Consider the following 24,066-nt stretch of genomic DNA (forward strand, 5'->3'; position numbering starts at 1 on the left):
ACTCGTCCATGGTCGCGCCGTCACCCACCGTGTCCACCACGGCGGGGAGCGCGGGGCGGGCGGCGGCGCACGGCGACGGCGTGTCCTCGCCGGCCGGCCGCTAATCCAGCAGCTGGTCGCCCCGTACGGCCCGGCCCTCGGCCGCCAGATGCTCGGGCAGCACCCGGCCGAAGAGCTGCCGGGTGCGGGCCACGCTCCCGATGACGCCGGGGCGCTCGCTGTAGGCGAAGATCGCGGAGTGGCGCGCGAGTTCGCCGCGCACCGGGCTCACCCGGTGCAGCGAGTAGCGGCCCTTGAACAGCTGCAGGTCACCGGGGTGCAGCGGGAGGCGCCGGGTCAGCCGCTCGCCCCGGCCGTCCAGGACGTCGCGGACGTCGTCGAAGTGCTCGTCCTGGGCGGACCTGATGTTCGGGCAGTACTCGAAGGCGCCGCCGTCCTGTGCCTGGCGGGTGAGCAGGCTGACCGTGAACTCGTTGGTGTCGAAGTGCCAGGGGTGCTCCATGCCGGGCGCGACGACGTTGAGGACCAGCCCGGACAGCGGGTCCGCCAGCTCGTGCAGCTGGGGCAGTCCGAAGCAGCGGGCGATGAAGTCCTGGAACGCGGTGTGGGAGTAGAGGCTGCCGATGAGGGAGGCCGCGGGGACGCGGTCGCGGGGGACGAACGCATTGCCGCGCTGGAAGGTCCGGCGGCCGGGGTGGTCCTCGGGCAGCTCCTGGTCCACCGCGATGTTGTAGACGTTGACGGTCTCGACGTCGTAGTGCGCGTGGGGCGCGAGGGCCGCGCACTCCTGTTCCAGCGCCTCGCTGAGCGAGGGACGGATGAAGTCCGGCAGCACGGTGCAGCCGGACTCCGCGAGTTCGCGCCGGGCACGGGTGATCACGGCCCGCCCTTCGGCGCTGTCGGGCTGCGACAGGGGGTACCGGGCGGTGTCGACCACCTGGTCGGGCGTGATGGCTTGCACAGTGCTCATGCGACCCTCTCCACGTACGGGCAGACCGTCCTGAGCCGGATGCACGCCGCTGACCCGCGCCCCCGCCCCGGACGCCCCCACCAGGCGATCCGTGCGGTCCGCGCGCCGTCCGGCCCGCACCTTCGGCTCTTCGGCAACTCCATTGAGGAGTAGCACAGTTGAAGTTCCCACAGGGCCCGGGTGTTGTCTGTGATACGTCACACTGCGCCGATGCGGCCGGTGCGCGCGGTGCGGAGCGCGACGAGGAGTGCGGTGCGGAGTGCGCGAGGAGGGGCGGCGCGAAGGGGCGCGGGGGCACACCGGGGCTCGCCGGCGTCGCCTGCATCACGCTTTTATGCAACTTGTTGCATAAGGCTTCCGGCTGGTCTACAACTGCTGTCACGACCACCGCGCCAGGAGGCACCCCATGAGTCAGTACCCGCACCTGATGAGCCCGCTCGACCTCGGGTTCACGACCCTTCCCAACCGGGTGCTGATGGGGTCGATGCACATCGGCCTGGAGGAGGCCGAGAACGGCTTCGACCGGATGGCCGCCTTCTACGCCGCCCGTGCGCGCGGCGGCGTCGGCCTGATGGTGACCGGCGGCATCGCGCCGAACGAGGCGGGACGGCCCTACGACGGCGGGGCCAAGCTCACCACCGAGGAGGAGGCGGCACAGCACCGGACCGTGACCGATGCGGTGCACGCCGCGGGCGGCCGGATCGCGATGCAGATCCTGCACTTCGGGCGGTACGCGTACCACGCCGACCTGGTGGCCCCCAGCGCGATCCAGGCGCCCATCAGCCCCTTCGTGCCGAACGCGCTCACCGACGACGAGGTCGAGCAGACCATCGAGGACTATGTGCGGGCGGCGGAGCTGGCCAAGTCCGCCGGCTACGACGGTGTCGAGATCATGGGCTCCGAGGGCTATCTGATCAACGAGTTCATCGTGGGCGCGACCAATCGGCGCACGGACCGGTGGGGCGGCTCGTACGAGAACCGGGTGCGCTTCCCGCTGGAGATCGTCCGCCGTACCCGCGAGCGGGTCGGCACGGACTTCATCCTGATCTACCGGCTCTCGATGCTGGACCTCGTTCCGGGCGGCTCGACGCTGGAGGAGGTGGTGGCGCTCGCCAAGGAGATCGAGGCGGCCGGCGCCACGATCATCAACACCGGTATCGGCTGGCACGAGGCCCGTATCCCCACCATCGTGACCTCGGTGCCGCGCGGCGCCTACACCTGGGTGACCAAGCGGCTGATGGGCTCGGTCACCATCCCCCTGGTGACCAGCAACCGCATCAACACGCCCGAGGTGGCGGAGGAGCTGCTGGCCGACGGGCGCGCCGACATGGTGTCGCTGGCCCGGCCCTTCCTCGCCGACCCGGACTTCGTGGCCAAGGCGAAGGACGGCCGGTCCGAGGAGATCAACACCTGCATCGGCTGCAACCAGGCCTGCCTCGACCACACCTTCAGCGGGAAGATCACGTCCTGTCTGGTCAATCCGCGGGCGTGCCACGAGACCGAGCTGGTCCTCTCCCCGACCCGGCGGCGCAAGCGCCTCGCGGTGGTCGGCGCCGGGCCCGCCGGGCTCGCCTGTGCCGTGTCCGCCGCCGAGCGCGGGCACGAGGTCACGCTGTTCGACGCCGCGGACGAGATCGGCGGGCAGCTGAACCTGGCCAAGCGGGTGCCGGGCAAGGAGGAGTTCGAGGAGACCCTGCGCTACTTCCGTACGCAGCTGGCGCGGCAGGGGGTGGAGGTCCGGCTGAACACCCCCGTGACGGCCGGGGACCTCGGCGGGTACGACGAGGTCGTGGTGGCCACCGGGGTCACCCCGCGCACCCCGGAGATCGAGGGCGTCGACCACCCGAGCGTCGTCAGCTACCTCGATGTGCTGCGCGGCGGCGCGCAGGTCGGCGAGCGGGTGGCGATCCTCGGGGCCGGGGGCATCGGCTTCGACGTCGCGGAGTTCCTGACCGATGCCGGTGACGCGGCGAGCCAGGACCCGGAGACCTACTTCCGCTCCTGGGGCGTCGACACGGCGTACGCCGAGCGCGGCGGACTGCGGGCGCCCGAGCGTCCCAAGGCCCCGCGCAAGGTGCATCTGCTGCAGCGCAAGACGTCGAAGGTCGGTGCCGGCCTCGGCAAGACGACCGGCTGGATCCACCGTGCGGAGCTGCGGCACCGGGGCGTGACGACGGTCGCCGGGGCGGCGTACGACCGGATCGACGACGAGGGCCTGCACTTCACCGTCGACGGCACGGCCGGCACCCTCCCCGTGGACACCGTCGTGCTGTGCACCGGGCAGGAGCCGCGCCGGGACCTGTACGAGGAGCTGCGGGCCGAGGGGCGCGCGGTGCACCTGATCGGCGGTGCGGACGTCGCCGCGGAGCTGGACGCCAAGCGCGCCATCGCACAGGGAACGGAGCTGGCGGCGGCGCTGTGACCTGCCACCGGCTGCCTAGGATGGCGGCATGTCACTCCCGCACGCCATCCTCACCGCCCTGCTGGAGAAGCCGTCGTCGGGGCTGGCGCTGACCCGCAGGTTCGACCGGTCGATCGGCTACTTCTGGTCGGCCACGCATCAGCAGATCTACCGGGAGCTGGGGAAGCTGGAGCAGGCCGGGTTCATCCGGGCGCTGCCGAGCGCGCAGCCGTCCCGCGGGCAGAAGAAGGAGTTCGAGGTGCTGCCCGCGGGACGGACCGAGCTGACCCGCTGGGCCGGTGGCGAGCAGGACCCCAAGCCCATCCGGGACGCGCTGCTGCTGCGGCTGCGGGCCTCGGCGGTGGTGGGGCGGGCCGGGCTCGACGAAGAGCTGCGGCGGCATCTGACGCTGCACCGGCGGCAGTTGGCGGAGTACCAGGAGATCGAGGACCGCGATTTCGGGGCCGCGGCGGATCCGGAGGACCGGCTGCGGCGGCTGGTGCTGCGGGCCGGGATCGGCCTGGAGACCTTCTGGGTGGAGTGGCTGGAGGAGGCGTTGGCGGAGGTCACGGAGCTGGATGCCGCCGGGGAGGACCGGAGCGGGGGGCCGGCGGACGGCGGCCCGGCCGGGTGAGCCGTGTCCGTACGGCAGGGGCGGCCGCCCCCGGGGAAGTCCCGGGGGCGGCCGCCCTGTTGGTGGTGCTGTGGGTGTGCCGGCCGTCAGCAGTGGTCGTAGAGGAGGGCGCGCACCAGGCGGCAGGTCGTCTCGGACGGGGTGTGGACCCCGATCTCGGCTGCGGTGCTGCGGATCTTGCGGTTGTGGGCCTGCTCGGGGCGGTAGACGCCGGTGTCGAGCAGGGCTATGGCGAGCCGCATGGCCTTCAGGCGGCGGTTGTGCGATTCGTACCGTTCGCGCGGCCATCCGGCGGGCAGCGGCTTCTTGGGCAGTGGGTGGGCCGGGAGAGGCTTCGTCATGAGTGTGGCAGCGGCCATCGGCGACCTCCTGGAGCGTGGATGAACCCTCACTGACTGGTTCCCATTCTACTGCCGGGCACTGACAAAAGCCCCTGGCCAGGGGGGATTTGGCGGCCGGAGGGAGCCTCGCGGGGCCCCGCGGAAGAGCCCCGCGGAAGGGCCTTCCGCGGGAGCCTTCCGGAGGGCCGTTCGTCAGGCCGTAGCGGCCGTGGCGCGCAGCAGCGCCTTGTCCGGCTTGCCCACGGGGGTGAGGGGGATGGTGTCGAGGACGCGGACGGCGGCCGGGGCGTACAGGGCGCCCTTGTGCTCGGTGACGAAGGCGCGCAGGGCGTCGGCGTCCACGCGGTGGCCCGGTGCGGGGACGACCGCGGCGTGCACCTCCTCGGCCTCGTCCGCCCCACGCACCCCGTAGACGGCGCAGTGGGCGACCGCGGGATGGGTGTGCAGCAGGTCTTCGACCTCCGCCGGGTGGACGTGCCCGCCCACGACGATGATCAGGTCCTTGACCCGGTCGACGAGGTAGAGCCGCCCCTCGTCGTCCAGCACGCCGACATCGCCGGTGCGCAGCCAGCCGTCGGCCCCCAGGACCTGCGCCGTGACCTCGGGCTGCTTCCAGTAGCCGTTCATCACCGCGGTGGAGCGCACATGGACCTCGCCCTGCTCCCCCGTCGGCAGGTCCTGCCCGTCCGCGTCGCGCACGGCGAGCGTCACTCCGGGCACGGCGCGGCCGACGGTGATCCGTCCGCCCGGGCCGGTGCGGAGGTGGTCCTCCGGGCGGGCCTCGGTGATCAACATCGCCTCGGACTGGCCGTACATCCCGAACAGGACCGGGCCGAAGGCCTCGGCGGCCTGTGCCAGCCGGCTGGGTGAGGCCGCACAGCCGCCGTAGGAGATGCGGGTGAGGGAGCTGAGGTCGGTGGTGCCCAGGGTGGGGTCGTCGAGGAGCCGGTAGAGGAGCGGGGGCAGCAGCCAGAGGTGGGTGATGCGGTGGCGGGCGACGGCGGCGAGTACGGCGGCGGGGTCGAAGGCGCGGTGCAGCACGACGGTGCCGCCGGCCACGAGCGCGGCATCGGCCAGGATGCCCGCGAGGTGGGCGAGCGGGGTGCAGGCCAGGAAGCGCGGCGGATCGCCGGCGGCCTCCATGCACTGCTGGATCACCAACCGGGCATACGGGGCGTGTCCCATCCGGACGCCCTTGGGGATGCCGGTCGTGCCACCGGTGTGCCGGATGCACCAGTCCTCCTCGGGGCGTGCCGCGCTCGGCACCTCGGGGGTGGCGGGCAGCGCGGCAGCGGCGGCGAGCAGGTCGGGGACCGGACCGGTGCCCGGGGCGGCGGTGCCCGGTCCGGCGGGGCCCTCCCCCAGGGTCATGACCTCAGGGAGCGGCCCCCGGAGGTGATGGAGCAGCGTGCGCGCGGTGTCGGAAAGGGCCGGGTCGACCAGGAGCAGGGCGGTGTCCACGCTGGCGGCGATCCGGGCCAGGGTCTCGGCGGCCATGCCGTCGTAGAGGAAGACCACCCGGGCGCCCAGGAGGCTCGCGGCGTAGCGGGCGGCCAGCACCTCGGGGCGGTTGCCGCTGAGGAGGCAGACGGTCCGGCCGGGGCCGATGCCGTGGGCGGCGAGCACCGCCGCCATGCGGTGGACGGTGGCGTGCAGGGCGCCGGCGGTGATCTCCTCGCCGTCCTCCCCCACGGTCACCGCGGTGCGGGAGGGGTCACGGGCGAGGGCGGCGAGGAGAGCGTCGGCGTAACTGGTGAAGCCGGTGGCAGGCGTCATGGCGGTGGGTCCCTTGGTCCGGTGACGGGGCGTGTGAGGAAACGGTCGCGCTGTGACGCTACGGACGTTCGCTGATGCCCTCCACGACCAATTTCGCCATGTGGTCATGATCCGTGAGGCATGACGTGGGGTCATGACCCGTCAGGTACGCCTCGTGGTCATGGCCTGTCAGGAACGCGAGGCGGGAGGGTTTCCTCCGCCGCCGCCAGGATTTCGGTGACCCGGAGGCCGAAGTGGAGGTCGCAGGCGTTGGGCAGACCGGTCTCGACGGCGGCCAGCAGGGCGTCGACCGCGTGGCGGTAGGCCACTTCGGGGCCGTCCTGGCGCCGGGGCAGGGAGGTGATGCCCGCGGTGCCGCGGAGGGTGATCTCGACGCCGGACGCCGCGGCGGGCGCGGTCAGGCCGAGCGTCGCCGAACTGGCCGCGCCGCTGCTGTGCCGCATCGTCAGCAGCACGGCATCGGCGGGGCCGCGGGTCGCGGTGACCGATTCCGCGTCGCCGAGCACCGGCAGGAGCACCGACAGCGCATGCGGGCCGACGTCCCACAGCCCGCCCTCCTCCCGGCGCCAGGGCGAGTCGGCGTACGGGCTGGAGCTGTCGTCGGCGAAGACCGAGCCGAGCCAGTCGGCATGGGCGGTGAACCAGCCGCCGGCCGCGGCCTGGGCCGCGATCCACTCCCCTTCCTGCGCCCCGAAGCGCGCCGTGAAGAAGACCACCGAGGCGATACCCGCCCGGTCGGTGGCCGCGACGAGGGCACGCGCCTCGGGCACGGCGGTGGCCACCGGCTTGTCCAGGAGGAGATGGCAGCCGGCTCCGGCGGCGCGGAGCGCCAACGCGGCCTGGACGGACGGCGGCAGGGCGATCGCGACGGCGTCGCAGGCCTCGAACAGCTCGTCGGGGCTCTCGTACGGGCGGGTGCGGTGGACCTGGGCCAGCGCGGCGGCGGCCTCCGCCCTGCGCCCCCAGATGCCGGTGAACGCGACGCCGGGGTGGGCGGCGAGGGCAGGGGCGTGGACGCGCCGCGCCCAGGGGCCGGTGCCGAGGAGTCCGATGCGCGGGGTCGTCATGGGGGCAGTGTCTCGCGGGGCGCGGGGCGCCCGAGCGCACGCCGCACGGGCGCCCTGAGGCCTGCGCCACATGGGAATGATGTGAAGACACCCACATCGAGGCCTGGAATCCCAGGTTCACTGGACAGAATTCCTTGGAAACGGCTGGATGTCCGGCTCGGTAACCTGTGGTTCACAAACGGGCAACGGACGAGAAATGGCGCGTTGCGAGAGTGCCGAGGTACGCCCGCACCGTACCCGCACCGACCGTGAAGAGGACCCCGTGAGCATCAAGGCCGAGTACATCTGGATCGACGGCACGCAGCCGACCGCCAAGCTCCGCTCCAAGACCAAGATCCTGTCCGACGGCAGCCGGCTTCCGCGGTGGGGCTTCGACGGTTCCAGCACCAACCAGGCCGAAGGCCACGCCTCGGACCTCGTACTGGAGCCGGTGTTCAGCTGCCCGGACCCGATCCGCGGCGGTGACCACCTGCTGGTGCTGTGCGAGGTGCTGCACACCGACCTCACTCCGCACCCCTCCAACACGCGGGCGCTGCTGCGTCCGGTCGCCGAGCGGTTCGCCGGCCAGGAGCCGATCTTCGGCATCGAGCAGGAGTACACCTTCCTCAAGGGCGACCGTCCGCTCGGCTTCCCCGAGGGCGGCGGCTACCCGGCCCCGCAGGCCGACTACTACTGCGGCGTGGGCGCCGACGCGATCTTCGGCCGGGAGATCGTCGAGAAGCACCTCGACCTGTGCCTGGCGGCCGGTCTGGGCCTGTCCGGCATCAACGCCGAGGTCATGCCCGGCCAGTGGGAGTTCCAGGTCGGCGCGCTGCCGCCGCTGGAGGTCTCGGACCACATGTGGGTGGCGCGCTGGCTGCTGCACCGGGTGGCGGAGGAGTTCGGCGTCACCGCGTCGCTGGACGCCAAGCCGGCCAAGGGCGACTGGAACGGCGCGGGCGCGCACACCAACTTCTCCACCCGCGCGATGCGGGAGGGCTACGACCCGATCATCACCGCCTGCGAGGCGCTGGGCCAGGACGACAAGCCGCTGGAGCACGTCCGCCAGTACGGCACCGGCATCGAGGACCGGCTGACCGGCGCGCACGAGACCGCCCCCTGGGACGCGTACTCCTACGGCACCTCCGACCGCGGCGCCTCGGTGCGCATCCCCTGGCAGGTCGAGGTCGAGAAGAAGGGCTACATCGAGGACCGGCGCCCGAACGCCAACGTCGACCCGTATGTGGTCACCCGGCTGATGGTGGACACCTGCTGCACGGAGCTGGCGCGGCGCGAGCAGATCTGACGCCTGCGGTCGCGTGGCCGTACGGTCGCGGAGCGGTGTGCTCGCGTGGCCGTGCGGTCGCGCGAGGCGCGGATCGGGGGCCGATTGTCAGTGCCGGCTGGCAGGCTGGGGGCATGCTCGAGATCAGCGTCAAGACCGAGTCCGGCCCGGACCGCTCACGCCCCGGCGAAGCCGAACTCACGGAGCTGCTGCGGCGGATCGGCGCCGACGACGACCATTTCGTGGTCGTCGAGCGGTTCCCCGAGGAGGCCCAGGCATTCGTACAGGCCTGGCGGGACGACGACGGGCCGTTCACGGTCGAGTACCGCGACGGCGCGCCGGAGCGGCACTTCCGCGCGGAGAGCGGCGACGCCGAGCAGGTCGTGGAGGTCTTCCTGGACTGGGCGCGCGGCGGGGAGGCCTGGCGTACGGCGCTCGACTGGCAGTGGGCGGACCTGTACTCCACCCCCGGTCTGGATCCGGAAGCCCGTGCCGTCGCCGAGCAGCGGGCGCGTCAGCAGATCCATGGCGGTTTCCGGGACTTCCATGAGGTCGCACAGGGCGTCTGCGAGGCCTTCGGCCCCGAGGACCCCCCGGTCTCACTGGACGACGCACGCCGGATCGTCGGCGGCTTGTGGGAGGAGCGGCTCGCCGAACAGGCCGCATGGCCCGAGGTGACCGACGCCGACCGGGTGGCGCGGGCCTTCGAGGCCCTGGACGCCCAGGGGCTGACCGCCCGGATGAACTACAGCTGCTGCAGCAACTGCGCGGTGGGCGAGATAGCCCACGAACGCGCCGAAGGGGACCGGGGCTTCGTCTTCTTCCACTTCCAGGACACCGAGGCGGCAGCGGAAGGCCATGGGCTGGCAGTGCGCTACGGCGCCTATGCGGATGCCGATACCGGCGAGGCCGCCGCGGAGGACCGCACCGCGGTCGGGCGGACGGTGGTGGCGGCGCTCACCGGGGCGGGCCTGCCGGCTCAGTGGGACGGCGACCCGGACCGGGTCATCGAGGTCGCCCCGCTGGACTGGCGCAAGCGGCTGCCGAGAACGGGAACGACGGGAACGGGAGCCTGAGATGCCGACGGCCGCATCGCGGAGGGCGTCCCGTGGTCTCCTGTCCGGAGGTCTCGTGCCGGGTGCTCCCGTGTCGGGTGCTCCCGTGTGGCGTGCTCCTGTGCCGGGTGGCCCCGTGTCCGCTTGTCCCGTGTCACGGGCCACGTCGCGCGTCCTGACGACCGCCCGCCTTTCTCGTGGTCTGCCGGTCTCCGTCCCCTGGGCCGCGCCGCTCTATGTCGGTGCCGTACAGCTCGGTGCGTACGCCACCGCGCGGCTCCCCGGCCACCGGCGCACGGAACTGCTGCGTGCGCACTCCACCAATGTCGCCAATCTGCGGGCCGGCAAGTGGCAGACGCTGGTCACCAGCGCGGCGTTCGTGGAAGAGCCGCTGCCGGTGGCCTACGGCGCCGCGCTGCTCGCCACTCTCGGCACGGCCGAGGCCCGCTGGGGCCCCTGGCGCACGGCAGCGGTGTTCGCGGCCGGTCATGTGGGGGCCAGTCTGCTGGTCTACGCGGCCTTGCGCTGCCGGTTGCCGGGCGGTGCTCCCGGTACCCCCGGTACTCTCGCGGCTCCTGCGGCTCCTGCTGGTGCTCCCCCAACCGTCCCCGGAACCCGCGCCGTTCACGCCCCCGAGGCCACGGGAGAGGAGCCGCCGGACGCGACCGTGCGGGCCATCGACGTCGGAGCCAGCTACGGCTTCAACGCCACGGTGGGTGCGCTCGCCGCCACCGTCCCGCACCGTGGCGTGCGCACCGCGGCCACGGCCGGTCTGCTGGCGCTGGGGACCTGGCCCGTGCTGCGCCGCCGGCGGACGTTCACCGACGCCGGACATCTGACGGCGCTCGCGCTCGGGTTGGCGATCGGCACGGGGATGCGGGCCGCAAAGGGGAGACGGACGGGAGGGGGCTGAGGCGGAAGGGGCCGAGAGGCGTGAGGGGCAACGCAGGTGCGGACCGAGGCGGGAGCGGAGTGCTCCCGGTCCCGGCGCCTGCGTGGCTGGGGTGCGGCGCATCCCGTCACAGGGCTCGCCGCTCCCGTCACAGGGTCCGCCGCACGAGGGACAGATCACCGGCCGTCTGGTTCAATAGGCCCATGGCCAGCCTCACCGACACCGCGACAGGTCGCAGCGACCTCGAGCCTTTCTGGCCGTCCCGGCAGGCGCACGCATTCGACCGTCTGTGTTGCCGCGCGCACTGAGCGCGGGCCCGCACACCCCTCGTCGACGCCGTTGACCGGCGTTCAACGCCCTGCCCGCGCGCATGACGTCCCCGACGCCCCTCTGCGCGAAAGAGCTGACTTCCGATGACGAACCTCCGTACCCTGACCGCCGGTTCCGCCACGGCTCCCCTCCCCGCCCGCCCCGCCTCGCACCCCCCGCATCCCCCGCGCCACCGGCTGCGCGCCGTGGCGCCGGACGAGGCCCACGCGTCGCCCGCCACGCCCCCGGGCGAAGGCGCCCCGCCCCCCGGTGTCCCCTCGGCCGCCGAACTGCTGGACTCCGGCGCCACCTGGCTTCCGGCCCCGCAGCACAGCCTGCCCGCGCTTCCCGGCCGGCCGCCGATGGTCGGCTACCTCGTCCTCGTACCGGCCGAGCAGGCCGTGACCGCCCCGCCGCCGGCCACCACCGGTCCCGGGGTGAGCGCGCCGGCCGGCGACGAGATCGTGCGGATCGACCCCGAACAGCGCACCGCGCAGGTCCAGGGCCGGCCGCTGGACCTGACGTACCTCGAATTCGAGCTGCTGGCCCATCTGGTCGCGCATCCGCACCGGGTGCACACCCGCGACCATCTGGTGTCCACGGTGTGGGGCTACGGGCACGTCGGCGACGGCCGTACGGTCGATGTCCATGTCGCCCGGCTGCGGCGCAAGTTGGGCGCCGCGCACCGGTCGTCGATCGTGACGGTGCGGCGGGTCGGCTACAAGTACGTGCCGGGCATCTGAGGCCCGCAGGCCTTGCGGCCGGGCGGGGAACCGTTCCCCCGCCCGGCCTCACAGCGCGCGTATCCGGGGCCCGCACCGCTTCGGTGCGGGCCGTTCCCCGTCCCGTGGTGCGGACCGGCGGTGCAGAGCGCCCACGCAGCCCGCCACCACCAGGCCGGTCCCGGAGGCCAGCAGCATCCCCTCGGCCGGGGAATCGGTGAACGCCGTACCGCCCAGCCCGCCGAGGGCCGCGCTGCCCACCGCCCAGATGCCCGCGCCCACCGCGTCCAGCGCGACGAAGCGGCGCAACGGGAAGCGGACGCTCCCGGTGGACAGGGCGGCAACCACCCGGCCGCCGGGCAGGAAGCGGCCGGCGATGATGAGCAGGGCGGCGTGCCGTTCCACCCGTGCCCGGGCCCTGGAGTGCCGGGCCCGGCCGCGCTCCCCCCGCAGCAGCCGGGCGACGGCGCGCGGGCCCGCGTACCGTCCCACGGCATAGCCGAGGCAGTCACCGGCCAGTGCCCCGGCCGCCGCCACCCCCGCCAGCAGGGCGAGCAGCGGCAGGTCGGGGCCGATGAGCACGGCGACCAGGACGACGGTGGTCTCGCTCGGCATGAACGGCAGCAGTGCGTCGAGTCCGGACACCAACAGGATGACCAGCCACAGCCAGGGCGAGCCCAGCATGCCCCGCAGGGGCTCGGTGAGCTGGTCCAGCTGCTCACACACGGGCCGGAGTCTCCGGTGTGGCGGGCCCCGCCGGTACCGGAACCTCCGGCACGGGGACCCTCGGTACGGGGAAGGCCGGTACGGGGAAGGCCGGCACCGCCGCAGGGCCCGGTACCGTCACCGCGCCCGGCTCCGGCCGGCCGCCGAGCACCGCGCGCGCCGCCCGGTCCGCCAGCTCCCGCCGGTCCCAGAACCCGTCCGCCGCGTTCAGCACCGGATGTGCCGTGACGCGAATGGTCAGGTCCCGGGCGGCGAGCACCCTGCGCAGCGAGGCGGCAAAGGTGTCCTCGCCGCAGAACGCGGCCACCGTGCTGGGCAGGCCCTGCTGGGTGTAGTGGAGGGTCACCGGGCGGACCGGCGCGCCCGCGTCGAGGGCGGCCTGGAAGGTGGCCCGGCGGAAGCTGCCCCGGTCGGCGGTGCACCAGGTGGTGGCCTGCGGGAAGACCGCCACCGACCGCCCGGAGCCCAGCAGTTCGGACACCTCCCGGACGGTGTGCCGCAGCCGGCGGGGGCTCGTACGGTCGATGAAGTGCGTACCGGCTCTGCGGGCCAGGCCGCCGACGACCGGCCAGGTGCCGACCTCGCGCTTGGCGAGCAGGGTGACCGGTTCGACGGCGAGCAGGGCGAGGATGTCGAGCCAGGAGATGTGGTTGATGACGATGAGGGTGCCGGGGCCAGGGCCGTTGGCGGTGCCGGAGCCAGGCCCGTTGGCGGTGTCGGGGCCGGGGCCGGTGCCGAGACCAACGCCGTTGACGCTGCCGAGGCCGGAGCCGGGGCTGGTGCCGCCGCCGGAGCTGACGCCGTCACCGTCGCGACCGCCCGCGGTGAGCGCGGCCGCGCCCTCGACACGGACTCCGAGCGCATCGAGCAGCGAAGCGGCGTGAGCCCGCAGCCGTACCGGGTCGGCCATCCGCTCACCGTCCGTCAGCGCCCGCCGTACCCCGCGGGCGAACGCGGCGCCGCGCCGGGCGATGCGGGTCGCCGGTACACGCGGCAGGGCGTGCGCGGCGCAGTCCGGAGTGCAGTCGGACCACACGTCCCAGGGGCCGTTCACCGCGCGCCCAGGAAGTAGCGGCGGTAGCGGTCGCCGAGCCGTTCCATGTCCAGGACGACGAAGAAGTCGGCGACGTCGAACTCGGGGTCGTGGGCGGGCTCGCCGCAGATGTAGGCGCCGATGCGCAGATAGCCGCGGAGCAGCGGCGGCAGCTGGGCCAGGGTGGGGCGTGCGGGCACGGGGACGGTGGGGTGCCAGGGGTGGTGCGGGGTGACCTGCAGCCCGTGCGGGGCGGCGTAGCGGGTGCGGCCCAGTCCCCAGGCGTGGGCGGCCGCGGTACCGCCGTCGGCGAGCGGGACGGAGGCGCAGCCGGCGAGGTAGCGGTGGCCGGAGAGCAGGGTGTAGCGGGCGAGCGCGGCCCACATCTGGGTCATGACGGCGCCGCTGCGGTGGGCGGGGTGGACACAGGAGCGGCCGGCCTCGATGAGGGAGGGGCGCAGCTCCGCCAGCGCGCCGAGGTCGAACTCGCCGTCGGAGTAGAGCCGCGGGCTGCGGCCGGGCGGCAGCAGCCGGTAGGTGCCGACGACGTCGCCGGTGGCGGTGTGGGTGACGACGAGGTGGTCGGCGAGGTCGTCGACGGCGTCGATGTCGTGGCCGGCCAGCGGGGAGTGCAGGGTCGCGCCCATCTCGCCGGCGAAGACCTGGTGGCGCAGCCGCTGCGCGGCGCGGATCTGCTCGCGGGTGCCGGCGATCTCCGCGGTGTAGCCGGGGTCGGCGGCGGGAGCGTGACCGGGACCGCCGGAGGCGGCCCCCGTGGGGGCGGGAGCGGGTGCCGGGCCGGGAACGACCGTGGGGAGGGCCACGGGCGTGGGGACGGAACCGGTAGCGGATGCGGAAGAGGAAGCGGTGCGGCGAACGGCGGCGGACGCGGTCGATGCCATGCTCATGAGAGCCCTCCGTGGGGAGTGGGGAGGCTGTGCGAGTCGACGGACGGTGAGTCAGCGGGGCCGGCGGGCCGTACGGAGCGAGCAGCCGGTGCACTGCTCGGCTGCCCCACCGCTCCGCGGTGGTCCGGATACGCCCTGGGTACGGGCGCAACCCGATGACCTGGCCCTTCTCTACGCCGCAGACTGTTCCCGGGCCCGCCGGCCGGGCGCGTGAAGCCCAGGGAGCGAACGGGTGAGGGTCCGCGGAACACTGGTCGCCGCGCTCCGGGGCCGGGGGCGCGTGGCCCCGGAGAGCCGATCGCGCAGCCCGGTGTGTCCGGGTCCCGTCGCCTGCCGTCTTGGACTGAGGCCGGGCGCCCGTTAGCGTGCCCCCCGCACGGAGACTGTTTGTTACCACCGAGCAGTGGGAGCACACATGAGCCGACCGTCACGACGCGCACTGTTGGGAACCGCCGGAGCGATCGGGGCCGGGGCGGCGCTCGGCGGGGCCGCTCCCGCCGCCGTCGCCGCGGCCTCCGGGCGGTCGGCCCGCCGCACGGAGCGGGCCCCGGCGGACGGCACCGGAGCCGCGCATGACGCCGGAGCCGCGTATGACACCGCACCGGCGCGGGCCGCACTGACCCGGCTGCTGCCCGGGCACGCCGACCAGTTCCAGCTGGTGCCGCTCGCCCGGGACGGCAGCACCGACCGCTTCCGGGTGGACGGCCGGGCGGGCCGGATCACGGTCTCCGGGACCACCCCCGCCGTCCTGCTGACCGGCGTCCACTGGTACCTCAAATACACCTGCCGGGCCCATCTGTCCTGGGCCGGCGACCAGGTGGAGCTGCCCAGCCGGCTGCCCGCCCCGGCCTCGCCGATCGACCGGTCCACCGCGCTGCGCCACCGCTTCGCCCTCAACGACACCCACGACGGCTACACCGCCCCGTACGCCGACTGGCCGCACTGGGAGCGGCTGATCGATGTGCTGGCACTGCACGGGGTCAACGAGGTGCTGGTCACCCCGGGCGCCGAGGCCGTCTACCACCGGCTGCTGACCGACTCCGGCTACTCCGACGCCGAGGCCCGCGCCTGGCTCCCCGCCCCCTCGCACCAGCCGTGGTGGCTGCTGCAGAACATGAGCGGCTACGGCGGCCCGCTCAGCCGCGAGCTGATCGACAAGCGTGCCGAGCTGGGCCGCAGGATCACCGGCCGGCTGCGTGAGCTCGGCATGCACCCCGTCCTGCCCGGCTACTTCGGCACCGTCCCGGACGGTTTCGCCGCCCGCAACCCCGGCGCACGCACCGTCCCGCAGGGCACCTGGTCCGGCCTCAAACGGCCCGACTGGCTCGACCCGCGCACCGACGCCTTCGCCGCTGCCGCCGCCTCCTTCTACCGCCATCAGCGCCAACTCCTCGGCCCCGCAGACCACTTCAAGATGGATCTGCTGCACGAGGGCGGCGACCCCGGCGATGTGCCCGTGCCGGACGCCGCCCGCGCCGTCGAGAAGGCGCTGCGCACCGCCCACCCCGATGCCACCTGGGTGATCCTGGGCTGGCAGGGCAATCCCCGGCGCGAGCTGCTGGACGCCGTCGACCACGACCGGATGCTGATCGTGGACGGCCTCAGCGACCTGGACACCGTCACCGACCGGGAGCGGGACTGGGGCGGGGTGCCGTACGCCTTCGGCTCCATCCCCAACTTCGGCGGCCGCACCACCCTCGGCGCCAAGACCCATATCTGGGCCGAGCGCTTCACCGCCTGGCGCGACAAACCGGGCAGCAAACTCGCCGGGACCGCGTACATGCCGGAGGCCGCCGAACGCGACCCGGCCGCGTTCGAGCTGTTTTGTGAACTGGCCTGGCGGGAGCGCCCGGTGGACCGCGCCGCCTGGTTCGAGGGCTATGCCGACCTGCGCTACGGCGCCCGCGACGACGGGGCCCGCGCCGCGTACGCCGCGCTGCGCACCAGCGCGTACGAGATCTCCAGCAAGGACGGCCGGCCGCACGACTCGGTCTTCGCCGCCCGCCCCTCGCTGGCCGCCCGCTCCGGCACGGTCTACGCCACCCACACCCCGGCCTTCGACCCGGCCGCGTTCGACACCGCCTTCGCCGCACTGCTGACGGTCCGCCCCGCGCTGCGCGGCAGCGACGCCTACCGCCACGATCTGACGGACGCCGCCCGGCAGGCCCTCGTCAACCGGTCCTGGCAGCTGATCGGGCAGCTCCAGGAGGCCTACCGCCGCAAGGACCGGGCGGCGTTCCGTGCGCTGTCGGAGCTGTGGCTGCGGCTGATGCGGCTTTGCGACGAGGTCACCGGGGCGCACCGGCTGTTCCTGCTCGGGCCCTGGCTGGCACAGGCGAAGGCCATGGCGGCCGGCGCCGAGGAGCAGGCGCGGCTGGAGCACAGCGCCCGTGCGCTGATCACGACCTGGGCGGACCGGGCCACCGCCGACGGCGGTTCGCTCGCCAACTACGCGGGCCGCGACTGGCACGGCCTGATCCGCGAGGTCCATCTCCCTCAGTGGCAGGCGTACTTGGACGAACTGGCCGACGCGCTGGCCGCGGACCGGCCGCCGAAGAGCTTCGACTGGTACGCCCTGGAAGAGCCCTGGACCCGCGCGCGCACCACCCATCCGCTGCGCCCGACGACCGATGCGTACCGCACCGCGCGGCGGGTCCACGACATCCTCGCCAAGGCCCCCTACCAGGGCACCGTCACGGTCACCGCCGACCCGTCCGCGCTGCCTCCGGGCGGCCGGGCCACCGTCACCGCGGCGCTGCGCAACGTCAACGGGCTGCGCGCGACCGGCCGGGTGGACTTCGCCCTGAGCGGCGTCGACGCCACCGCCTCGGGCCCGGTGTCACTGCCGCCGCTCCCGCCCGGCGGCACCGGCCGCGCCCGCTGGCAGGTCACCGCCCCCGCCGGTCCCCTGAACACCCCCCTGCACCCGCTCCCCTACGACCTCACCGTCGACTACGGCCCGCAGGGCGAGCCCCGGGTCCGCGCGGCGCGGCACGGCACCCTGTACGTGGCGGGGCCACTGGACGACGCACTGCGGACCGCCACCACCAATGCGGCGGTTTTCGGCCAGTTGGGCGACCGGCTGGCCGTCAACGGCGGGGGCGCCGACCTGTGGAAGGCCACCGCCGAGTTCGGCGCGGTCTACCGGCCGGGCGCGCTCACCGCGGGCGGCTCGGTCACCGTCGAGGTGACCTCCCAGGACCCGACCAGCCCCTGGGCCCGCGCCGGCCTCGTCATCCGCAACCGCCTCGCCGCACCCTCCGCACCTTCCACCCCGGGCGCCCCTTCAGCCGCAGACGCCGCGGACGCCCTCGGCTTCCTCAACCTCTCCGTGACCCCCGCCAACGGCGTCGTGCTCTCCTACGACGCGAACGGCGACGGCACCCTGGACACCTACCGGCGGCTCACCGGCATCACCGCGCCCGTCCTGCTCCGCCTCACCCGCGGGAAGGACGCCGGGGCCGCGGGCACCTACACCGGCTCCTGCTCCACCGACGACGGCGCGACCTGGCGCCAGATCGCCACCGTCACCGTCCCCGGAGCTGCCGCCCGGCAGGACACCGGCCTGCACCAGTGTGCCGCCAACTCCGCGACGGGGGACCGCGGGACGGCGGAATTCCGCCGCTGGAAGCTCGCCTGAGCGCCGCGTACCCTGACCGGGGTACGCACCACGAGCGAGGGGATCACGGTATGAGTGCCGCAGCTGAGAAGGAGTGGCTCTACGCCCTCGACATTTCCGACGCCACCTGGCAGCGCGCCCCCGGAGACGCCGAGGAGGCCGTGGAGATCGCCTTCCTGGAGCGGGGCGCGGTGGCCATGCGCAACTCCACGGACCCCGATGTGGTACTGCGCTACACCGAAGGGGAGTGGCGGGCCTTCGTCCTCGGCGCGCGGGACGGCGAGTTCGACCTGCAGCGCTGACGTCCGGCGCGCGGCGCGAAAGCCGGCCCGTCCGGCAGTCACGGCGGCCACCGCGGTCCACCCACCGCGGTGGCCGCGGCCGGGTGAGCGTCCCCCGTCGGGGCACCCCGGAGGGCCGGTGACCATCACAGGAATCACTCGTTTCACCGAACGTGAAGCAGCAGCAAGCGACACCCCAGCGTCCGGACCGCACCTCCCCCGGCAGCCTTGAGGACATCGGTGACGTCATCGACGTCGAGCAGGCCGAGGCGGCGCTGGTCGAGCACTACCCGCGGCTGGTCCGGCTGGCCTACCTCGTCCTGCCGCCGGGCCCCAGCCGCGGCCGGCGGGTGCTGGCCGCCCATGCCGTCGTGCAGCGGACCCTGCCGCGCCAGCGCAGCTCCACCCGCGGCCTGGGACTGCCCGCCCAGCGCACCGGCACGGACGCGGCGATCGACCCCGGCTATGCCTTCGTCCGCCTGCGGGTCCTGCGGGCCGCTCTGGCCGCCTGCCGCTCGCGCCGGTGGCTGCCGGTGCCGCCACACCCGTTCCCCCAGGTCTGGGGCCTGCGGCTGTTCCCGCGCTCCGGCGGGGCCGATGAACTCGCGCTGGACCAGGCGCTGTCGGCGCTGTCCGGCCCGGGGCGGGCCGCGTTCGTGCTGCGCGATCTGGAGCGGCTGAGCGCGCCCGAGACGCGCCGGGTGCTGGAGGCCGCCGGGGTGGCGCACCCCCGTGCGGCGCTGGACGAGGCGGAGCGGGCCACGACACCGGCCGGCAGCCGGGACCGGTCGCTGCTGGAGTCGCCGGAGTTCGATCCGTGCGCGCTGCAGGCCAGGCCCACGGACCTGATCCGGCGGCGGCAGCACGGCCGGGCGGTGCTGACCGCCGGTGTGGCGGTGCTGGTGTGCGGGGCGCTGCTGGGGATGCCGGGCGACGGCTGGGGCCCGGACGGCGCCGCCGCCCCGCCGTACGCGCGCAACGCGGCCTCCGAAGCGGCCCTGGACCCCGGAAAGCTCGCGGTGACCTCCGCGACCGCCTGGAAGAACGCGGCCCGGCAGGACTTCTCCGCCTGGCCCGCCCGCGGCGACCGGATCCACGACAAGGCGCTGCTGCGGCGGGCGCTGGCCGTGTGGGCCAGGCCCGGTGCCGGGGTGCCGGTCTCGGCGACGCCCGGCACCCCGACCGGACCGGCCGCCGGCCCGGCCCAACTGCTCTTCGCGGGCGTGGTGGACCACGTCGTGGTGGTGCTCCTGCACGACGGGCTGCGGGTGGTGCGCTACGCGGAGGCGGCGGACGGCGAGGGGCAGAGCGACGGCACCGGCGCGGCGGTGGACTTCGCGCGGACCGACGGCGCGGCGGCGGATTCGGCGAGCGCGCTGGTGGTGAGCCGTACGCAGGGCAACGTCCGCTATCTGACCGCGCCCTGGGTGACGTCGGCGCGGCTGGTCGATCTGATCACACCGGGCGCACCGGGAGCCCGCTTGCGGATCAGGCCCGACGGCACCACCGATCCCGTGCCCACACCCCGGCCCGCGGCGGCGACCTGCACGACCTGGCCGGCGCTGCGGATGGGCGGCCGTCTGCTCACCGACCTCGGTGAACTCACCCCGGCCCGCCTGACGTACGGCACCCCCCGCAAGCCGGGCGAGGTGACCGCGCCGCGCGCCAGGACGGCCTGGGCGCGCACGGCCTGCCAGCTCGCCGCGGTACGCGGCCAGGGCGTCCGCGCGGTGAACGCCTGGGAGTTCGCCCGCCAGCCGCTGCCCGGGGGCGCGGGCAGCGCGGCCTGGCTGTGCACCCGCGCCGAGACCTGGCGTGGCCCGGGCAGCCGGACGATGGCCCAGATCCAGCCACCGGCAGCCGGCGGCCGCCACTACCCGCCCGGCGCGGTGGCCGCCCGCGCCGAGGGCGGTACGGCCTGCGGCCCCCGGGCACCACGGGCCCTGGCCGGAGTGCTGTGGAAGTCCGCCACCGGCCAGTGGTGGCTACTGGCCGCGGGCAGCAAAAAGGTCACCTCGATCACCACCACCGGCGACGTCCACGGCGAGGCCCCCGGCCGCCTGCTGACCCTCCCGGCGAAGTCGGGCGACCGGGCAGAACTGAAGGGGCACCTGGCGAACGGGAAGGCGGTGGGGGCGGTGGGATAGGGGACTTGGCCCACCGCCCCCGGAGCGCCGAGCGTCCCCCGCAGCCTCTGTGCAGATCACGGACGAGTCGCCACCAACAGGTCCACCACATAGGCCTCTTGCACCGTCGCGTCGGGGAACCTCTCGTGCAGCCGCCTGCGCTCCTCGCGGAGGAAGGCCCGCCTGTCGTCCTCGGCAAGGACCAGGAACGCCGAGCGGCTGGTGATGTTGGCGAGGTGCGTGTCCAGTGGGACCCTGCGGCTCCACCGCACCTGACGGCGCGTGGCCCGGAGGCCCGACAGCCCCGCGAGCCGGATGGCGTCGCTGTCGTCGGGACGGGTCCGGGAAGTCGGCGTCACTCCGCAGTGGCGCGCGATCCGCTCGTGCTGTTCACGGATCCAGGGCACGTCAAAGGCGGTGGTGTTCCACCAGACCGCGAGCGCACCGCCCGGACGCAGGACCCGCAGCGCCTCCGGGACGGAGCGGGCGGTGTCGGTCCACTGCCAGGACTGTGCGTAGGTGATGAGGTCGTGGGAGGCGTCCGCGAGCGGGAGGGCGTTGCCGTCGCCCCTCACGACCGGTACGTCCGGGAGCCCGAGGCGGAATTGGGCGGCCATGGCCTCGCCCGGCTCCACACCGATCACGTCAGCACCGCGTGCACGCAGCAGCGCGGTGGCGATGCCGGTGCCCGCGCCGACATCGGCGACCCGGGCACCCGCGAGGGGCCGGCACATGACCTGTGCGACGAAATCGAAGAGCGCGGGCGGATACGAAGGGCGGCCGGCCGCGTACTGGTCAGCGGCGGCGTTGAACGCGTGGGCGCGTGGGTCGGCGGTCATCCTCACATCCTCGCCCCTCCGCCGCGTCGGCCGCCGCCCGCTCGTCGGCATCCGACAGCCAGAAGTACAGCGGTGGCAGGGCGAGTTCGAGGGCCGTCAGGACGGTCTGGAAGCCCTGCGGCGGTCCGTGGACCGCCATCGACAGCAGCCGACCGAGGCCGCCGAGGAGGAAGATGCCGGCGAGCCACCGCACCGCCGTGGACGGGACCGGCGACTGCCGTGCCGTCCAGATCCAGGCGAGGCCGTAACCGAGGAAGACGGCTCCGTAGTACCGCTCCCGGCTGTCGACGGTCGCGCCGGCCGAGCCCTCGCCCGGTACCGAGTCGATGCCGAGCGCGAGATGAAAGACGCCGATCGCCGCGCAGGCGGCCCCCATGGCCAGCACCAGCCACTTGAGAAGTCCGGCCATGACGCGGCCACCTTTCCCACTACTAGATGGCTGTCTACTAACGGGGAACGTACGACCGTCAGTAGACAGGTGTCAAGTAACCTGAGGAGTGTGACCACGCGCCGCAGACTCGACCCCGCCGAGCGCCGGAGCCAGCTGCTCGGCGTCGGCGCCCAGCTCTTCGCGGCGAAGCCGTACGACGAGGTGTTCATGGAGGAGGTCGCCGAACGGGCCGGCGTCTCCCGCGCCCTGCTCTACCGCTACTTCCCGAACAAGCGGGACCTGTTCGCCGCGGTCTACCGGCAGGCCGCCGACCGGCTGCTGGCCCGAACGGAGCTCGCCCCGGACCGCCCCGTGCACGAGCAGCTGTCCGCCGGACTCGACGCACACCTCGACTACTTCGTCGCGAACCGGCACACCGCGCTCGCGGCGAACCGGGTGCTCGCCGGCGACCCGGTGATCCAGGCCGTCATCACCGACGAACTGGCCGAGCTGCGACGGCGGCTGCTCGACTCGACGGAACTCGGCGAGGGCCCCCGTCAGCTGGTGTCGGCGGCACTGATGAGCTGGCTGGTGTTCGTCCGCACCCTGTGCGTGGACTGGCTGACGCACCAGGCGTTCAGCCGCGCCGAACTGCACGACGTATGCGTCGGCGCCCTGCTGGGAGCGCTGCGACCGGTCATGGACCTCGACGGCCCGCCGGCCGACGGCGCGCATTGCCCCACGGGCTGTCGGCCCGGCTCCGCCGACGCCCGTTGACTACCGCCGCCTCAAGCCGCGTCCTCGGGGCGCGCCGTGAGGACGCGGATGACCAGGTCGGTGAGGGTGGCCCGTTCCTCGGCGTCGAGCGTGGCGAACCATTGCTGCTCGCGGCGGGACTGCTCGGCGAACGCCTCCCGGACGGCTTCCGCGCCCGCGGCGGTGAGGCCGATGGCGATCGCGCGACCGTCGTCGGGGAGTCGTCGGCGCTCCACCAGGCCGTCCCGTTCGAGGGTGTTGACGGCGTTGGTGACCGACGAACGGGACATCGCCGAGATCTCGGCGAGCCGGGCGGGCTGAGTGGGTCCCAGCAGCCACAGTTTGAACATCAGCCGGAAGCCCGGGAGCGTCCAGCCGCGCGGGCGGTGGATATGGCTCTCCAGGTCGGCGATGACCAGGTAGGAAAGGTGCAGCAGGTGGTAGGCGAGCGCGAAGGCTTCCGGGTCGGCCGGTGACGGCATGCCCGCGAGCCGGTCGCGCGCGTAGGCGGCGTAGCTGAGATCTGGTCGTTCCACGGGACAGAGTCTTGCGCATGGCGGCCCCGCCGGGAGATTGTTATGGCCGTAACAATCTCCAACGAAACCGGAGGGTGCTGTGCGGATCACCATCGCTGGAGGCGGTATCGGCGGGCTCGCCACCGCGCTCAGCCTGCATGCGGCCGGATTCGACGACGTGGTCGTACACGAGGCGGCCCAGGTGATCCGTCCGCTCGGCGTCGGGATCAACCTCCTTCCGCACGCGGTGAGGGAGCTGACCGAACTCGGTCTGGCCGACCGGCTGGCCGCGATCGCCGTCCCCACCGCCGAGTTGGCCTATTACAACCGGTACGGCCAGGCGATCTGGTCCGAACCGCGCGGGCTCGGCGCCGGCTACCGGTGGCCGCAGTACTCGGTGCACCGGGGCAGGCTGCAAATGCTGCTGCTGGACGCCGTCCGCGAACGCCTCGGTGCGCACGCGGTCCGGACCGGGAGCCGGATCACCGGCCTGCGCCACGATTCCGATCTGCTCATCGGCGCCGACGGGATCCACTCGGCCGTCCGGGCCGCGCTCTTCCCCGGCGAAGGGGCACCGCCGTGGAACGGGCTCGTGCTGTGGCGGGGCACGACCCGTGCCGAACCGTTCCTGACCGGCCGGTCCATGATCATGGCCGGGGACGGCTCGCAGAAGTTCGTCGCCTACCCGATCGGGGACGGACGACTGATCAACTGGATCGCCGAACGGCCGCTGGGCGACGAACCGCTTGAACGGGGAAACTGGAACCGCCCCGCCGACCCGGCCACGATCGTGAAGCACTTCGCCGACTGGAAGTTCGACTGGCTCGACGTACCCGGAATCATCACGGGAGCCGAGGCGGCCTTCGAGTACCCGATGGTGGACCGCGATCCCCTGCCCTGCTGGACCAGGGGCGATGTCGTCCTGCTGGGCGATGCCGCACATGCCATGTACCCCGTCGGGTCCAACGGGGCGTCCCAGGCGATCATCGACGCCCGGGTGCTCGCCCACTCGCTCGCCACGACCGGCTCCGCCGCCGCGTACGAGGACATCCGCAGGCCGGCCACGACCGCGCTCCAACTCGCCAACCGGCGCCAGGGGCCCGAGGTCGTCATGCGGCTCGCCCACGAACGGGCGCCCGACGGCTTCGACGACATCGAACAGGTCGTCCCGCTCGCGGAACGAGAAGAGATCGCCGCTTCGTACAAGCGCACTGCGGGCTTCGATCCGGTCCTGCTGAACGAGCGGGCTTCGTGGGCCGTGCGGTGACGCTGCGCTTGGCTTTCTTCCCACGTTTTCGGCTGTCCCGCCGTGGGGGTTGCGCGCCGTTCTTCGCCCCGCTTGCGCGGGTGCGCCCGCCGTTTCGCCTGCGGCGGGCCGGGTCCGCTGCGCGGGGCTGTGGGTGCGGTGACGGGCCTCCGGGGCCTGGTGTGTGGACTGCTTCGCTTTACGTCCACACACCAG

Annotated in this window: 21 protein-coding genes; 11 read left to right on the forward strand and 10 right to left on the reverse strand. The window is 73.7% G+C overall.

What is annotated here, in order from left to right; genetic code table 11:
• Positions 1-100 precede the first annotated feature (100 nt).
• Complete coding sequence (locus ABZ851_RS34835; protein WP_361136371.1) at positions 101-970, reverse strand: arpA protein; 870 nt, start codon at positions 968-970, stop codon at positions 101-103.
• A gap of 406 nt (positions 971-1,376) precedes the next feature.
• Here ABZ851_RS34835 and ABZ851_RS34840 point away from each other — a divergent pair, with 406 nt between their 5' ends.
• Entirely contained in the window at positions 1,377-3,392 is a 2,016-nt protein-coding gene (locus ABZ851_RS34840; protein WP_361136373.1) for an NADPH-dependent 2,4-dienoyl-CoA reductase, read from the forward strand.
• Positions 3,393-3,420: 28 nt separating this feature from the next.
• Positions 3,421-4,005, forward strand: coding sequence for a PadR family transcriptional regulator (locus ABZ851_RS34845; RefSeq protein WP_311626260.1), 585 nt, complete (start codon positions 3,421-3,423; stop codon positions 4,003-4,005).
• An 86-nt stretch (positions 4,006-4,091) separates the two neighbouring features.
• Here the strand turns inward: ABZ851_RS34845 and ABZ851_RS34850 are convergent, their stop codons facing one another.
• The 3 genes from ABZ851_RS34850 to ABZ851_RS34860 form a co-directional block, all read right to left on the reverse strand.
• Positions 4,092-4,364 carry a hypothetical protein gene (locus ABZ851_RS34850; RefSeq protein WP_129296768.1) on the reverse strand — a complete coding sequence of 91 codons (273 nt, stop codon included), beginning with the start codon at positions 4,362-4,364 and terminating at the stop codon, positions 4,092-4,094.
• Positions 4,365-4,538: 174 nt separating this feature from the next.
• Positions 4,539-6,122 carry an AMP-binding protein gene (locus ABZ851_RS34855; RefSeq protein ID WP_361136376.1) on the reverse strand — a complete coding sequence of 528 codons (1,584 nt, stop codon included), beginning with the start codon at positions 6,120-6,122 and terminating at the stop codon, positions 4,539-4,541.
• A gap of 158 nt (positions 6,123-6,280) precedes the next feature.
• Entirely contained in the window at positions 6,281-7,189 is a 909-nt protein-coding gene (locus ABZ851_RS34860) for a Gfo/Idh/MocA family oxidoreductase (protein ID WP_361136378.1), read from the reverse strand.
• Between the two features lie 262 nt (positions 7,190-7,451).
• Here ABZ851_RS34860 and glnII point away from each other — a divergent pair, with 262 nt between their 5' ends.
• The 4 genes from glnII (at position 7,452) to ABZ851_RS34880 (ending at position 11,452) form a co-directional block, all read left to right on the forward strand.
• Entirely contained in the window at positions 7,452-8,474 is a 1,023-nt protein-coding gene (gene glnII / locus ABZ851_RS34865) for a glutamine synthetase (RefSeq protein WP_361136380.1), read from the forward strand.
• 113 nt (positions 8,475-8,587) lie between these two features.
• Positions 8,588-9,529 (forward strand): hypothetical protein, encoded by a 942-nt coding sequence (locus tag ABZ851_RS34870; RefSeq protein WP_361136382.1) that lies wholly within the window; start codon positions 8,588-8,590, stop codon positions 9,527-9,529.
• A gap of 130 nt (positions 9,530-9,659) precedes the next feature.
• Positions 9,660-10,421 carry a rhomboid-like protein gene (locus ABZ851_RS34875; RefSeq protein WP_361136384.1) on the forward strand — a complete coding sequence of 254 codons (762 nt, stop codon included), beginning with the start codon at positions 9,660-9,662 and terminating at the stop codon, positions 10,419-10,421.
• A gap of 392 nt (positions 10,422-10,813) precedes the next feature.
• Positions 10,814-11,452 (forward strand): winged helix-turn-helix domain-containing protein, encoded by a 639-nt coding sequence (locus ABZ851_RS34880; protein ID WP_361136386.1) that lies wholly within the window; start codon positions 10,814-10,816, stop codon positions 11,450-11,452.
• Between the two features lie 48 nt (positions 11,453-11,500).
• Here ABZ851_RS34880 and ABZ851_RS34885 read toward each other — a convergent pair whose 3' ends face one another.
• The 3 genes from ABZ851_RS34885 to ABZ851_RS34895 are packed head-to-tail and all read right to left on the reverse strand — an operon-like array spanning position 11,501 to position 14,098.
• Positions 11,501-12,157, reverse strand: coding sequence for a VTT domain-containing protein (locus tag ABZ851_RS34885; protein ID WP_361136388.1), 657 nt, complete (start codon positions 12,155-12,157; stop codon positions 11,501-11,503).
• Positions 12,150-13,211, reverse strand: a complete 1,062-nt coding sequence (locus ABZ851_RS34890) for a lysophospholipid acyltransferase family protein (RefSeq protein WP_361136390.1) — start codon at positions 13,209-13,211, stop codon at positions 12,150-12,152. Before ABZ851_RS34890 ends, ABZ851_RS34885 begins: the two co-directional genes overlap by 8 nt.
• Complete coding sequence (locus ABZ851_RS34895) at positions 13,208-14,098, reverse strand: GNAT family N-acyltransferase (RefSeq protein WP_361136392.1); 891 nt, start codon at positions 14,096-14,098, stop codon at positions 13,208-13,210. The genes ABZ851_RS34890 and ABZ851_RS34895 overlap by 4 nt, the downstream gene beginning before the upstream one ends.
• Before the next feature lie 415 nt (positions 14,099-14,513).
• On the opposite strand from ABZ851_RS34895, the gene ABZ851_RS34900 reads away from it, so the two are divergent.
• From ABZ851_RS34900 to ABZ851_RS34910, 3 genes are all read left to right on the forward strand, one after another.
• Positions 14,514-17,738, forward strand: coding sequence for an alpha-N-acetylglucosaminidase TIM-barrel domain-containing protein (locus ABZ851_RS34900; protein ID WP_361136394.1), 3,225 nt, complete (start codon positions 14,514-14,516; stop codon positions 17,736-17,738).
• Positions 17,739-17,788: 50 nt separating this feature from the next.
• A complete protein-coding gene (locus ABZ851_RS34905; protein ID WP_088797347.1) occupies positions 17,789-18,019 on the forward strand; it encodes a DUF397 domain-containing protein in 231 nt (76 codons plus the stop codon).
• Positions 18,020-18,171: 152 nt separating this feature from the next.
• On the forward strand, positions 18,172-20,145 hold the full coding sequence (locus ABZ851_RS34910) for a hypothetical protein (protein WP_361136397.1): 1,974 nt from the start codon (positions 18,172-18,174) through the stop codon (positions 20,143-20,145).
• Positions 20,146-20,201: 56 nt separating this feature from the next.
• Here the strand turns inward: ABZ851_RS34910 and ABZ851_RS34915 are convergent, their stop codons facing one another.
• Positions 20,202-20,963, reverse strand: a complete 762-nt coding sequence (locus ABZ851_RS34915; protein ID WP_361136399.1) for a class I SAM-dependent methyltransferase — start codon at positions 20,961-20,963, stop codon at positions 20,202-20,204.
• The gene (locus ABZ851_RS34920) at positions 20,920-21,372 is read right to left on the reverse strand and encodes a DUF4345 domain-containing protein (protein WP_361136401.1); all 453 of its coding nucleotides are present in this window, start codon (positions 21,370-21,372) and stop codon (positions 20,920-20,922) included. The genes ABZ851_RS34915 and ABZ851_RS34920 overlap by 44 nt, the downstream gene beginning before the upstream one ends.
• A 90-nt stretch (positions 21,373-21,462) precedes the next feature.
• Between ABZ851_RS34920 and ABZ851_RS34925 the strand changes: the two genes are divergently transcribed.
• A complete protein-coding gene (locus tag ABZ851_RS34925; RefSeq protein ID WP_361136403.1) occupies positions 21,463-22,110 on the forward strand; it encodes a TetR/AcrR family transcriptional regulator in 648 nt (215 codons plus the stop codon).
• Positions 22,111-22,121: 11 nt separating this feature from the next.
• On the opposite strand, the gene ABZ851_RS34930 is transcribed toward ABZ851_RS34925, so the two are convergent.
• Positions 22,122-22,625 carry a MarR family transcriptional regulator gene (locus tag ABZ851_RS34930; protein WP_361136405.1) on the reverse strand — a complete coding sequence of 168 codons (504 nt, stop codon included), beginning with the start codon at positions 22,623-22,625 and terminating at the stop codon, positions 22,122-22,124.
• Between the two features lie 79 nt (positions 22,626-22,704).
• On the opposite strand from ABZ851_RS34930, the gene ABZ851_RS34935 reads away from it, so the two are divergent.
• Positions 22,705-23,871: a flavin-dependent oxidoreductase gene (locus tag ABZ851_RS34935; RefSeq protein ID WP_361136407.1), complete on the forward strand. Its 1,167-nt coding sequence runs from the start codon at positions 22,705-22,707 to the stop codon at positions 23,869-23,871.
• The last annotated feature ends 195 nt before the right edge of the window (positions 23,872-24,066 follow it).

Origin of the sequence: Streptomyces sp. NPDC047049 (assembly GCF_040643995.1) — a bacterium.
Classification (GTDB): domain Bacteria; phylum Actinomycetota; class Actinomycetes; order Streptomycetales; family Streptomycetaceae; genus Streptomyces; species Streptomyces mooreae.